Origin of the sequence: Xanthomonas sp. NCPPB 4037 (assembly GCF_041475695.2) — a bacterium.
Taxonomy (GTDB): Bacteria; Pseudomonadota; Gammaproteobacteria; order Xanthomonadales; family Xanthomonadaceae; genus Xanthomonas; species Xanthomonas campestris.
This window is the reverse complement of the sequence record NZ_CM191261.1, coordinates 61,948-73,848: the sequence shown is the minus strand read 5'-3', so window position 1 is coordinate 73,848 and position 11,901 is coordinate 61,948. Positions and strand designations below refer to the sequence as shown.

General features: G+C 58.9%; 11 protein-coding genes, 1 other RNA gene and 2 pseudogenes. 5 read left to right on the top strand and 9 right to left on the bottom strand.

The window, feature by feature from the left end; genetic code table 11:
• Positions 1–21: 21 nt before the first annotated feature.
• From ACCQ01_RS00345 to ACCQ01_RS00305, 9 genes and pseudogenes are all read right to left on the bottom strand, one after another.
• Positions 22–627 carry a response regulator gene (locus tag ACCQ01_RS00345; protein WP_115576224.1) on the bottom strand — a complete coding sequence of 202 codons (606 nt, stop codon included), beginning with the start codon at positions 625–627 and terminating at the stop codon, positions 22–24.
• 156 nt (positions 628–783) lie between these two features.
• Positions 784–1,914, bottom strand: coding sequence for an ATP-binding protein (locus ACCQ01_RS00340; RefSeq protein WP_228433566.1), 1,131 nt, complete (start codon positions 1,912–1,914; stop codon positions 784–786).
• Between the two features lie 113 nt (positions 1,915–2,027).
• A non-coding RNA gene (locus ACCQ01_RS00335) (sX9 sRNA) lies at positions 2,028–2,102 on the bottom strand.
• A gap of 900 nt (positions 2,103–3,002) precedes the next feature.
• Positions 3,003–3,389, bottom strand: a pseudogene (locus tag ACCQ01_RS00330) (two-component regulator propeller domain-containing protein); the annotation flags it as partial.
• Between the two features lie 956 nt (positions 3,390–4,345).
• A complete protein-coding gene (locus ACCQ01_RS00325) occupies positions 4,346–5,812 on the bottom strand; it encodes a cation:proton antiporter (protein WP_228433567.1) in 1,467 nt (488 codons plus the stop codon).
• Between the two features lie 4 nt (positions 5,813–5,816).
• A complete protein-coding gene (locus ACCQ01_RS00320) occupies positions 5,817–6,221 on the bottom strand; it encodes a carboxymuconolactone decarboxylase family protein (protein ID WP_228433568.1) in 405 nt (134 codons plus the stop codon).
• Between the two features lie 15 nt (positions 6,222–6,236).
• Positions 6,237–6,524 carry a DUF1330 domain-containing protein gene (locus ACCQ01_RS00315; RefSeq protein ID WP_115576228.1) on the bottom strand — a complete coding sequence of 96 codons (288 nt, stop codon included), beginning with the start codon at positions 6,522–6,524 and terminating at the stop codon, positions 6,237–6,239.
• Between the two features lie 39 nt (positions 6,525–6,563).
• A pseudogene (locus ACCQ01_RS00310) lies at positions 6,564–6,803 on the bottom strand (Atu4866 domain-containing protein); the annotation flags it as partial.
• Between the two features lie 97 nt (positions 6,804–6,900).
• Complete coding sequence (locus ACCQ01_RS00305) at positions 6,901–7,635, bottom strand: SDR family oxidoreductase (protein ID WP_228433569.1); 735 nt, start codon at positions 7,633–7,635, stop codon at positions 6,901–6,903.
• Positions 7,636–7,950: 315 nt separating this feature from the next.
• Here ACCQ01_RS00305 and ACCQ01_RS00300 point away from each other — a divergent pair, with 315 nt between their 5' ends.
• From ACCQ01_RS00300 to ACCQ01_RS00280, 5 genes are all read left to right on the top strand, one after another.
• A complete protein-coding gene (locus tag ACCQ01_RS00300; protein ID WP_228433570.1) occupies positions 7,951–8,865 on the top strand; it encodes an AraC family transcriptional regulator in 915 nt (304 codons plus the stop codon).
• Between the two features lie 72 nt (positions 8,866–8,937).
• Complete coding sequence (locus ACCQ01_RS00295; RefSeq protein ID WP_228433571.1) at positions 8,938–9,783, top strand: helix-turn-helix domain-containing protein; 846 nt, start codon at positions 8,938–8,940, stop codon at positions 9,781–9,783.
• A gap of 128 nt (positions 9,784–9,911) precedes the next feature.
• Positions 9,912–10,658 (top strand): SDR family oxidoreductase, encoded by a 747-nt coding sequence (locus ACCQ01_RS00290; RefSeq protein ID WP_228433572.1) that lies wholly within the window; start codon positions 9,912–9,914, stop codon positions 10,656–10,658.
• Positions 10,659–10,726: 68 nt separating this feature from the next.
• Positions 10,727–11,062 carry a putative quinol monooxygenase gene (locus ACCQ01_RS00285; RefSeq protein WP_228433573.1) on the top strand — a complete coding sequence of 112 codons (336 nt, stop codon included), beginning with the start codon at positions 10,727–10,729 and terminating at the stop codon, positions 11,060–11,062.
• The gene (locus ACCQ01_RS00280; RefSeq protein ID WP_228433574.1) at positions 11,052–11,888 is read left to right on the top strand and encodes an oxidoreductase; all 837 of its coding nucleotides are present in this window, start codon (positions 11,052–11,054) and stop codon (positions 11,886–11,888) included. The genes ACCQ01_RS00285 and ACCQ01_RS00280 overlap by 11 nt, the downstream gene beginning before the upstream one ends.
• The last annotated feature ends 13 nt before the right edge of the window (positions 11,889–11,901 follow it).

Below are 11,901 nucleotides of genomic sequence, written 5' to 3'. Positions count from 1 at the left end.
ACAGCAGGGCAAAAGGGTGAATCAAGGCAGATGAATAATGCCCCGTTTGAGCGCGACGATGACCGCTTCCGTTCTATCCTGAGCACGAAGTTTGCTAAGGATGTGCAGCACGTGCACCTTGACTGTCGCTTCGGTCCTACAGATGTGCTCGGCGATTTCTTTGTTGCGCAATCCCTTCGCGATGAGCTTCAACACCTCTAGCTCTCGGCTGGTGAGCTCCACACGGGGAACGTATTGCGCAAGCCTGCGTGCGATAGCGTCCGGGAGTATCCACCCCTGCTGCCAGACAGCGCGCACCGCGTCTGCTACCTCGTTACGAAGCACGTCTTTCAACAAATAGCCGCGCGCGCCTGCCTCAAGCGCACGATGGATATCCGTATCCCCCTGGTAAGTCGTCAAGGCGATAATGCGAGCAGCAGGGTACTCGGCCACGATGCCCGAGATGGCGTCCACGCCCCCCATCACCGGCATGCTGAGATCCATGAGCGTGACATCAGGCTGGTGCTCCCGGAACGCAAGGATGGCTTGGACACCGTCTCCGGCCTCCGCTACCAATTCCAAATCCTCATGCAGTGACAAGACCGCAGCCAGCCCGTCGCGATAGATAGGATGGTCATCTACTGCCATTACACGAATCCGTCGACCCGTTGAATGGACTGACTCACAGTGGTTGGTGTCGGCAGACATCGGCACAGGGTGGACGTAGCGGAAGGAAGGAACAATTGACCGATTGGCTAGTATTGGCTGAAAGCGCTTACATCTGGCTAGCGGTGGGGAGATCCGTCATGGCACCTGACGTCGAACGCTGTGGTCGAGCAGATGCAACGGCCAACTCAGCCAGCGCATCAATGGGACTCTGAGTGCAATTTCGGTGCCTGTGCCCGGACATGCGGATATCGACACACGTGCCTTCACCCTTTGCGCGCGCTCGCGGATTCCCTGCAGCCCCCAGTGACCACTCCGATTGGGAAGTTGCTCGGCATCGAAACCACATCCATCGTCACGGACGCTGATCTGCAGATGATTCCAGGTGTAGACGAGCTTGATTCCGACGTGCGCTGCGTGGGCATGCTTGCGGACATTGGTGAGCACCTCCTCGACAATACGCACGCATTCACTTGTGGCGTCCGGATGCAAGTGGCGAACGCGTCCGACCAGCTCTAGCGCGACGCTGGTATCAGTCTCGGCAAAGATCTGATGAGCAGACGCGTAGATGGCAGCGGCGAGGTCGCCAAGCTCGTGGGGCTGCCGAATATCCCACACAGCCTTGCGTGCGCGAGTCAGGGTCCGATCAATAAGCGTGAGAATGCGTTCAAGATGAGGCCGCTCATCGGTGTGCGGCGCGACGCTCTGCGTGACAGCATGCAGTTGCAGTGCAATCCCCCCGAATCCCTGTAGAAGAGAGTCATGGATATCTCTTGCGAGCCGAGTGCGTTCGTCGTGAATAGCTACCGTGCGTGTGCGGGAGATGGTGCGAAGGTAGAACCATAGGACGGCTACGATTGTCAGCACGGACGTAAGAAGGAACCAAGCCTGTAGATAGAACGGGGCCAGCACCACCACATCGATGCTCGCATCGGCGGCAGTCCATTGGCCTTGCAAGTCGCGCGCCGAGACCCGGAACCGGTAAGACCCAGGCGCTAGCCACGTGTATGACGCCATTCGTTGCGTTCCGGCATCCACCCAATCCGGATCAAAGCCGTCCAGTCGATACCGGAAGCGGATATCAGGTCCATGCGATAAATCGACGCCCGTGTAGGTGAAGTCGATCCTTCGTGCTCCTGCATCAAGGGTCAGTTGTCGCGGATCGGACTGTGAGACACCGTCGATTGCAGCCTCATCAATTAAAACCTTTGGCGAGAAAACAGGCCTGATTGCATCCGCCGGATCGATCTTGACGATGCCGTGTCCCATGGCGAACCAAAGTTTCCCGCTCTGATCCTTGTACGACCAAGGATGCGGCCAAGCCGCCGGATCTCCTCCCGGAAGGCCGTCGAGTGCCTTGTAGCTTGCGACGTCTTTAGAGCGGCTAACAAAACGTAGCGAGCAGTCGTCAGGTGGGTGCGGACGGCGCGGAGGAACCGGAATGTACGTGGGTACATGCCGATTCCGAGCACCGGCCGCGCCCGCCTGGCGGCTGCGCAGTCGTTTTGATAGCTGCTCTTAAGCTGGTCCAGCTCCCCATCCGCCACTGCTTCGAGCTCGTCGATATCAAGCCGGGTGATGCCACCCAACTGACCGAGCCAAAGATGACCTGACGCATCGGACTCGGCGGCGCCAACCCAACTGGCGGGCAGCCCCTGTCGGGCAGTTACCACCGCTAAGCGACCTCCTGACACCCGCACCAGGCCTTCCTCCGAGCCAGCCCAGATCGCTCCACCCGCCACTTCAAACAGCACATTCGCACGCACAGCGACATGCTCGGGCCACGGTACAAAGGTGATCTTGCCCGCAGCGTCGACGCGGCTGATGCCTGTCAGCCCCGCGCCCCAGATCGTTCCCCGCGTGTCCTCAAACAGCCGCAGTAAATACTCATCGCGCCAACGACCATGCTGCTCAACACGAGTTAGCTGGCTGCCACTAGCGCGATACAGCCCTCGCCAAGTAGCAATCCACAGTTTCCCGCTAGCGTCCTCTACAAGATCGGTGACCGGTGGTAGGCCCTTGAACACCGCATCAGCCGTTCTTTTCCCTTCGGCCAAGCGCATGACGGTACCGTCGGGTTGACCGATCCACACGCCCCGCTGCCGCGCCGATGTCATCGCAGTGACGAAGTCACCTCCAATCCGATCGACCCGATTAAACAGTGCGCCCTTCGCGTTGATCTTCCCAAAGAACACACCGCCTGTTGGGGGAGCCAGCCAGGCGCCGCCCGTGGTGTCCCGCGTCATGCCTCCTGGCATTTCGACGGGCAGCCCTGAGTAGGTGGTGTACGAGGAAAAGGGCAGTGGCTGAAATCGGTTCAGCCCGTCACGTGTGGCGACCCAGACGTTACCCTGCCGGTCGGGGAGGATGTCGATGACGCGGTCGTCCGACAATCCATCCTTGCGCGAGAAAGATTGGAATCGACTTCCGTCAAACCAGTGCAAGCCGGCGCCGTGCGTGCCGATCCACAGCGTCCCGTCCGCCCCTTCGGTGATAACTGACACAGAGCCCCTGCCTTCCGTAGGAGGAAGCGCGAAACGACGAAGCCGACCCTGGCTCAAACGGAATACCGCGGACTCCGTGCCGAACCAGACTGAGCCGTCGCGTGCTGCATACACCCGACTGGTATTCCCCAAACTGGCACCGCCCGGAAAGTTGACTTTCGTCAGCGCACCGTTGTGGACACGGTAAACCGCATCTTCGCCTGCTGCGATCCAGATATCTCCGCCGTTGTCGATCGACATACTGCTTCCGGCGTAGCTGATGACCGTCCCGTTAACCTCTTGCTGTCGCCCCTCTTGATCGATGACAAAAATACGGCCGCTCCGCGTAACTGCCCAGAGGCGATTGTGCCCATCGACCGCCGCCACGTTGACAATGTCTGACTTGAACGATTCGTTTGTGGTCACTGAATGAAGCGTGCCGGCAGTGAGCATAAACACACCGCTCCCACTCCCCACCCAGAGGCCCCCATTGCGATCTTCAGCCAGCGGGATGGTGATGAGGCGGATGCGACCACGCAATGCGGGGGAGTTGTCAGCAGTGAACGCCTTAAAGCGGTAGCCGTCGAAGCGCAACAACCCCGACTGAGATGAAAGCCACAGATAGCCGTCTCGTGTCTGGACGAGGTTGGAGGTGAAGGCAAGTTTGATCTCACCCTGAGATCTCCATGTGTCGACCCGGTACCGGTCCACGACAAATGACGCTTGTTGACCAAGGACTTCAGATGAGGCGCAAAGCCCTAGGCCAAGCAAGAAGGTCAAGCAGAGCCGGTAGCTCCAGGGCACCCAGTTCCACACCATCACCCTCATCGCACTACCCCAAACGTTTGACCACATACTTCTGACCCACCGGTGCCGTCGCGGTTGCCGCTTCAAATGGATAGACCCACGCCTATGGCCGTATCTACATTCCGCTCCATCGGGGAGCCCTGCGCCACAGGGATTGGGCACGGCCTCTACGACCGGATTGGAGATACGCGGATTGGTGACCCATCTCGGAGCGGTCAGCCCGATAGACCGTGGACGCTTACAAGAGCAGCTCCCCGCTTCGCCCTTGCGGCCATCAGCATGTTCACTTCAAAAATCTTAGCAAGGACGCAATGACGCGCATAGCGGCAGCACGCACACGATCGCGCCAGGAAAGTCCTTGCGGGCCCGAGCCGCCGCGCCCGGCACCAGCATGATTACTCGGCGCAGAGCTAGGCTTCGCTTATTTCTCGCTTCGCATGCGGCGTCAAGCTCAGCTCGCGCCAGTCCAGCTCCTCCTGCAGAATCTGGAACGCGTCTTGGGGAATCTGGTTGTCGCTGTGTAGACGTTGTAGCGCAACCCGTTGCGCTGCCACCGACGCACGCTCAATGTCATCGGCTGATTCGTGCGTGTCATCGCTGCCGGAAATCGTGAGAGAGCGTGCTTGCACCAAAGCAGTGCGGCCCAGCGCCACATCCTGCTCAAGCGTGGTGTCCTTCGGGATGCCAAGCCAGCGCATCAGTGGTGCGATTGTCGCGCCTTGCACGATCAACGTCCCAAGCACTACGGTAAACGCGCTCAATACAATCAGGTCCCGCCCCGGAAATTGCGTCGGCAACGACATTGCCGTGGCCAAGGTCAAGATGCCACGCATCCCGCACCATCCCACCAGAAGGCGTGTCCGCGTTGTTCCTGCAGGTTGCTGCCGCAGCGAGGGCAACCAGGGTCCCAGAAGCAGCCGATAGCTCAGGACCCATGCAATTCGGACGACAACGACGACGAGGAACACCGCGGCAGCAAAAGCAAGTGCCTCAACAATGCCCGCCCTGTCCAATCGCAAAAGTATTGTGCGGGCCTGCAGACCCATGAGGAGAAATGCAATGACGTTCAGGATGAAGACTGCCGCGTCCCAAACCGCAAACGAATGGATACGATCTCGCGCAGATTGATGGTGTCGCGCAGAACGCGCAACCCACATGGCGTAGGCCACAACCGCAAGCACTGGCGAGACATGCATCCTTTCTGCGAGCAGCCAGACGCCAAAGGTGGAAGCAAACTCAAGAATTGTAGAACTGAGCGTACCGGCCCACAAACGCCACAGCCACACAAACAAGATGCCGGCAATGCAGCCCAGCAGCACCCCGCCGGGGGCGGCCAGGCCCAAAAGCAATGTTGTTGAGATGGACGGCTCAGACCGTAACGAACTCACCGCCGCTGAGAACACCAGCAGAGCCACCGCATCGTTGAATAGGCTCTCGCCCTGTAGCACAGTCATCGTCCGCCTGGGTAACCCCTGACTGGACAGAACGGCTTGTGCAGCAGCCGCGTCGGGCGGTGCGACAATCGCACCAAGCGCGATGGCCGCAGCCCAGGGCAGCCCAGCCAGAGCCCATCCGACCCAAGCCACCGCAGCTGTGGTCAGCAGCACGGCAACCAATGCCAGAGCGACGAGCGCGGCCCAATGCCGACGAAGTTCATAGGGTGATGTGTCGTAGGCGGTGCTTAGAATGGCCGGCGCGACGAACAAGACGAGGGCAAGATGTGGGTCGATCCCTATCTGCGGCGTCGACGGAAGCACTGTCACCACCGCCCCAGCAAGGGCCAGCATCGTCGGGTAGGGAAGCTTCACGCGGCGCGCAAGCTGAAGCAACGCCGCTGAAAGCAGGAGCAGAACCAGGAAGGATTCGAAGAGCGCCATGCTGCTACTCCGTTTCTTGCACGCGCGTTATTTCGCGTCTATCAAACACCTCTTTGGCGGCTACCAGCCCGTTGATGGCTGCCGGAAATCCTGCGTATACCGCCATCTGCAAGATGGTCTCGGTGATCTGACTCGGCTTGCACCCCACGTTCAGTGCGCCATCGATATGCACCTTGAGCTGCGATGTCGCAGTCCCTAGCGCAGTCAATGCTGCGATCGTGGCGATCTGCCTGACCTGCTTCTCCAAGCCAGGCCTGGCCATGACGTCTCCGTAGGCAAACGCGACAATCCAATCTGAAAAATTAGGCGCGATGTCTTTCAAGCTTTCGACTACCGCTTCGCCAGTACGTCCTGTTATGGCGTTCAGTGTCGAAAGTCCGAGAGCGTAACGATCAGAGATCGTAGACATTATTGACTCCAGAATTTAGTCCGTGCCGAAAGCGACGAGATCGGTGTGCGCGTTGGCGCACCGCAGGGCGGCGAGCGGTGCATACTCAGGCGACGCCAGCAGGTTTTTGACAGACTCCATATTTGGGAACTCAAGCAGGATCATGTTCTTGGGCGCCCATTTTCCCTCGAAAACCACTGGCGTGGCATCAATAATGATTGCCTTCCCACCGAACTTCTCGACTAACGGCAGCGCCCTGCGGCGATATTCGGTAATCGCTTTCTCGTCATGAATCTCGACGTTTCCAATCAAAAAAGCAGACATTTCCTTTCTCCAATTAATGATAATGAAGTGGCGCCGACACTACTGTTCGCGGTAAAGCAGCATCCCTGCGTGATGCAATACGCCGTCGATGAATTCGCCATCGGCGGTAAAGCCGGTATCGTCTACGTAGTCGATGTGATCACCAGAAATCGTGTAGCTCCCCTGATAAGCGCTGCGATGCATGCCGCGTGCTTCGTCATAGCGCCCTTCGGGCAGCAGTTCATGGCGAATGTTGCCGTCGGCGGTTACCCACATGCCGACATAGGAATGCGTGTTCATTAAAGACCTCTTGAGGCTAGGTTGTAGCGCCTCGATGCAGACGCCATAAGCGGGGGTTGTCCGAGAAACATTCCCGTCACTGGGACCTGCAACTTTCTCAGTAAGGACTGGCAGTTGGCCGCACAATCAGTTCACTGACGTCGACCTCGTCCGGCTGGCTGATCGCGTAGGTGATGGCAGCCGCGATGGCCTCCGGCTGCAAAGCAATACGCCGGAACGTCTTCATCGCATCACGTGCGCTGCTGTCGGAGATCGTGTCGGCGAGCTCTGAGGCGACTACACCCGGCGACACCACGGTGACCCGAATCTTGTCCGTCTCCTGGCGCAGACCGTCGGAGATGGCACGGACGGCATACTTGGTGGCGCAGTAGACCGCTGCGGTCGGAGACACCGAATGGCCGCCGATGGACGACACGTTGATCACATGCCCACGGCCACGTGCCTCCATGCCGGGAAGCACGGCAGCGACCCCGTGCAACACGCCGCGGATATTCACGTCGATCATCCGATTCCACTCGTCAATCTTGAGTGCCTTCAGTGGTGACAGTGGCATAACGCCAGCATTGTTGACGATGACATCGACAGGGCCGAAGGTGGCCTCAGCGAAAGCAACGAAAGCGTCCATGTCCTGCATATCTGTCACGTCCAGGGCTCGGAACGCCACCTGTCCGCCATCGTTGCGCAATTGTGTGGCGAGTGCTTCAAGCCGGTCGGTGCGACGTGCCCCAAGCACTACACGATGGCCCCGCTGGGCAAGGGAACGGGCTGTTGCTTCGCCGATGCCGCTGCTGGCGCCTGTGACCAAGACCAGCTTAGAAGAAGAAGTATTCATAGGCAGACTCCAGATTTACGCTGCGCTGCAAGCGCACAGCACTAGAAAGGGAGCCGCCACAACAGTGTGGGATGACATGGCATGGCGGCCTCAAGTGTGGGCTCTGGTGAGATCGCGGTGGACCGCGCCAGGTGTTGCCATGCTAGGAATCACCGGGGTCCATGCTAAGACCGGATCATCTCCTGACATTGCACAATCCTCTACACGGCCATCATGCAGTGCCTTCCATCTGGTGATATATAGCCTGCTCCTCTCCAGGAGCCCCCGATGCCTCACCCTGACGCTTCCCCCGCCGCGCTCAACCGCCAAGCACGTATGGTCGATCTGATTGATCGGCTCGCACCGGCAGAGGGCTACACCCAATCGCAACTTGAGGGCGTAACGCTAATGCGGTCTAACCGGCCTCTAGAGCGCACAGCTGCCCTCTACGAACCCAGCATCGTGATCGTGGCACAGGGCCGAAAACGGGGCTTTCATGGCGGAAAAACTTATGTTTACGACGCCCAGCATTATTTGGTACTCGCGGTGCCGCTTCCGTTCGAAATCGAGACTGAGGCGAGTCCACAGGAGCCAATGCTCGGCGTTGCGCTGCGAATCGATCCAGCCATGACGGCTGAGTTGGCCCTGGCTGTGGATGAAGGTCATCAGGTCGCCCCCCCGGTACCCCACACGATGTACGCCACACCGATCGACGAACGTATTGCCGACGCAACTGTGCGGCTGCTGGAGACCTTGACCGATTCTACCGAAGCCAAATTACTTGGCCCGGGCGTGGTGCGGGAGCTGACCTTCCGGGTGCTCGCAGGTGAGCAAGGAGGCGGTCTGCGCGCGGCGCTGGCCCAAGGCGGCCACTTCAGCCGTATCGCAAAGGCCTTGCGCCGCATTCACAGTCACTATAACCACGACTTGGATGTTGCAACCCTTGCCAATGAAGCCAGCATGAGTATTCCCGCGTTCCACGCCCACTTTAAAGCGGTTACCGCTACGTCTCCTATTCAATACATCAAGGCCATGCGGCTTCACCAGGCAAGGCTTTTGATGATTCGAGGAGGGCTCACCGCGCTTAGCGCCTCTGAGCGTGTCGGGTACGAAAGCGCATCTCAGTTCAGCCGTGAGTTCAAGCGGATGTTTGGCCGTAGTCCAGTGGATGAGGCAAAGCACCTGAAGGATGTTCTGAATCTCTCGTCGCCCGCTCGGCCGAACCTAGTCCAATCTCTAGCGCTGTCCTAACAGAGATTGCTGATGCCCACTTCTGCCCATACTTCAGCCGAAGCACTAGACCTGAGGATACCCGGCAAGTGCATGGCCAGCAGCGAAGGCAGCGCCTGGGAGAATCTGCTGGTGCAGATCTTCGAGCGCGACCGGAGGCAGAAGTGTTTGCTCATACCCGCGGTCCCTGAGCCACTGGTCGTGTGGGTACTCTCCGGAGAAGCGGTGGTGGAGGAACGCGAACTCAACGGTGATTGGCAAAAAAATAGGGTCTCGGCGGGCGATTTCTTTCTTACTCACGCAACTGAACCCTATGAGCTTTGCTGGACCGCTGAAGGGAGCGAGCCATTCGCGGTCATGCATTTGTATTTAGGCCTGCCGTTGCTGCAGCGTGCTTTCCAAGAGGTCTTCACCCGCACTGGCGAATTGGAGCTACGAGATGTTTCTGGAGCGCGCGACGCCCTGCTGTCCAGCTTGCTGGAGCCGCTACGGGTAGAACTGGTGTCCGGCCATACGCCCAGTCCGCTCTTCGTGAAAGGACTGGCCCAGAGCCTGGCAATCCATCTGGTCCGAAGTTATGGCAGTGTTGCCCACACAAGGCGACGTCCGCGCGGTGGCCTGCCCGCATTCAAGCTTCGTCGCACCATTGCTCTGATGGAGCAAGACCTCGCAGATGAATTCGAACTCGGCCGCTTCGCTCGCGCGGCTGGCCTAAGCGAGTTCCATTTCTGCAGAGCCTTTAAACAGAATACCGGTTATGCCCCGTCACGCTACTTCATCCGAATGCGGATGGAGCATGCACGGCGGCTGCTGCGCGAGACGTCACGCCCGATCATCGAGATCGGCCTGGAAGTAGGCTATTCCAGCGCCAGCCATTTTTCGCAGGTCTTTCGTCGCGAGATCGGCGTGACTCCCCGCGAGTACCGCGGCGACACCTAAGCGCAAGATCACGACAAGCACGGCAAAACTACGAGAGAAGCACTTCCCAGACGGGGGCAACCTACGCCCCGTGCCAAGCCGACGCACTGTGCATCGGAGGCACTTCCCCCGACTGAAAGGTGAATCTCATGAACCTCAAAGATAAGGTCGCTCTTGTCACCGGCGCATCCAGCGGCATTGGCGCTGCTACCGCTCTGAAGCTGGCAGCAAATGGTGCAAAGGTGGGTCTGGCCGCACGACGTACCGATCGACTGCAATCGTTGGCGGATCAAATTACGTCTGCAGGCGGCCAAGCCTTAGTGATCGAGATGGACGTAGTGGATCCTGCCTCTGTCCAAGCAGGTGCGACGCAACTGGCAGACGCCTACGGCGGCATCGATATCCTATTCAACAATGCGGGGCTGATGCCCATCTCGGATATCGAGTCTCTGAAAACCGACGAGTGGAGCCGCATGGTGGACGTCAATATCAAGGGCCTGTTGAACAGTACTGCTGCAGTTCTGCCATATCTGAAGAAAAGAGGCCAAGGCCACATCATCAATACATCCTCGATCGCCGGACGCAAAGTATTTCCGGGCTTGTCCGTGTACTGCGCGACCAAGCATGCAGTCACAGCGTTTTCCGAAGGCCTGCGCCTCGAAGTGGCAAAAAAATACAATATCCGTGTGACCTGTATTCAGCCTGGGGCCGTGGATACAGAGCTTTTCGAACACGTCAGTGACAAGAACTATCGGGAGCAGATGGAAGGCCTGCGTGAGCAAATGGCATTCCTGCAGGCATCCGATATCGCCAACACCGTTTTGTTTGCGTTGCAGGCGCCGGACTACGTCAACGTTGCTGAGCTGTTCGTGCTCCCCACAGACCAGCCTTGGTGATCAACGCCGGTCGTAGCCCCGGCCACAGTGGCGGGGCTGCGAGTACCAGCCTCACGAGGAATATTCCCATGACACGAATCAGCAAGATCGCTTTCTTCGCTGCCAAGCATGGTGAAGAAGCAGCACTTGGTGAGCAACTGCTAGCTCTCGTTGGCCCCAGCCGGGCCGAGCCAGGAAGCATGCGCTACGAAATCCTACAGGACAGCAACGACGACGGCCTATGGACCGTCTTGGAGGACTGGCGTAGCGAAGCAGACTTCGACTTCCACATGGCAACGGACTACGTTCGGGCGTTCATGCAGCTAGTGCCGTCCCTATGCGATTCCGAGCCAGACATCCGCACGTACAGCAAGCGCTCGACGAGTGACTTCCGCACATTTCCAGGGGAACACCATGCAGACTGAAAACCAAACATGGTTGATCACCGGCTGCTCAACCGGATTCGGGCGCCACCTCGCCCTCCACCTTTTGGAACAGGGGCGCCAGGTAGTTGCCACCGCCCGACGCCTGGACAGCATTCAAGAGCTGGGAGCTTATGCCAATGCCACCTTGCTTGCTCTCGACGTAACCGATGCAAGCAAGTGCTCGAGCGTTGTCTCAGAAGTCCAACGGCGCCTCGGCCGTCTCGATGTTGTTGTCAACAATGCAGGTATCGGGTACTTCGGCGCCGTCGAAGAGACCCCGGCCAGTGTCATCGACCGTCTCTTTGCGGTGAACTACCGTGGGACGGCCAACATGATCCAGGCGGCGCTCCCCGTAATGCGTAGTCAGCGCCGTGGCACGTTGGCCAACCTCACCTCCATTGGTGGCCTGTGTGGCTACCCAGCAGTGGGCCATTACTGTGCCAGCAAGTTCGCCGTTGAAGGCTTGTCGGATGCATTGCGCCACGAAGTCGCGCCGCTGGGAATTCGTGTGTTGACCATTGAACCCAGCGCATTTCGTACGGAATGGGCAGGCTCGGCAGAGGAGAGCGCCGAAACAATTGCTGACTACGAAGCCACCGCGGGACGTGCGCGCCGGGCCTATCACGAATCAGTCGGTCAGCAGCCAGGAGATCCAGCCCGCGCTGCCGCCGCCATCGTACGCGCGATCGACACACCAAAACCACCTGAGCGCCTACTGCTTGGTCAGCGCGCTTATGAAGACGCGTTACGCAAGATCGACAACATGCGAGAAGAGTTCGTTCGGTGGCGCGATGCTGCTGTAACTGCCGACTTCCCGAGCACTTAGTTTTCTAAGGAGA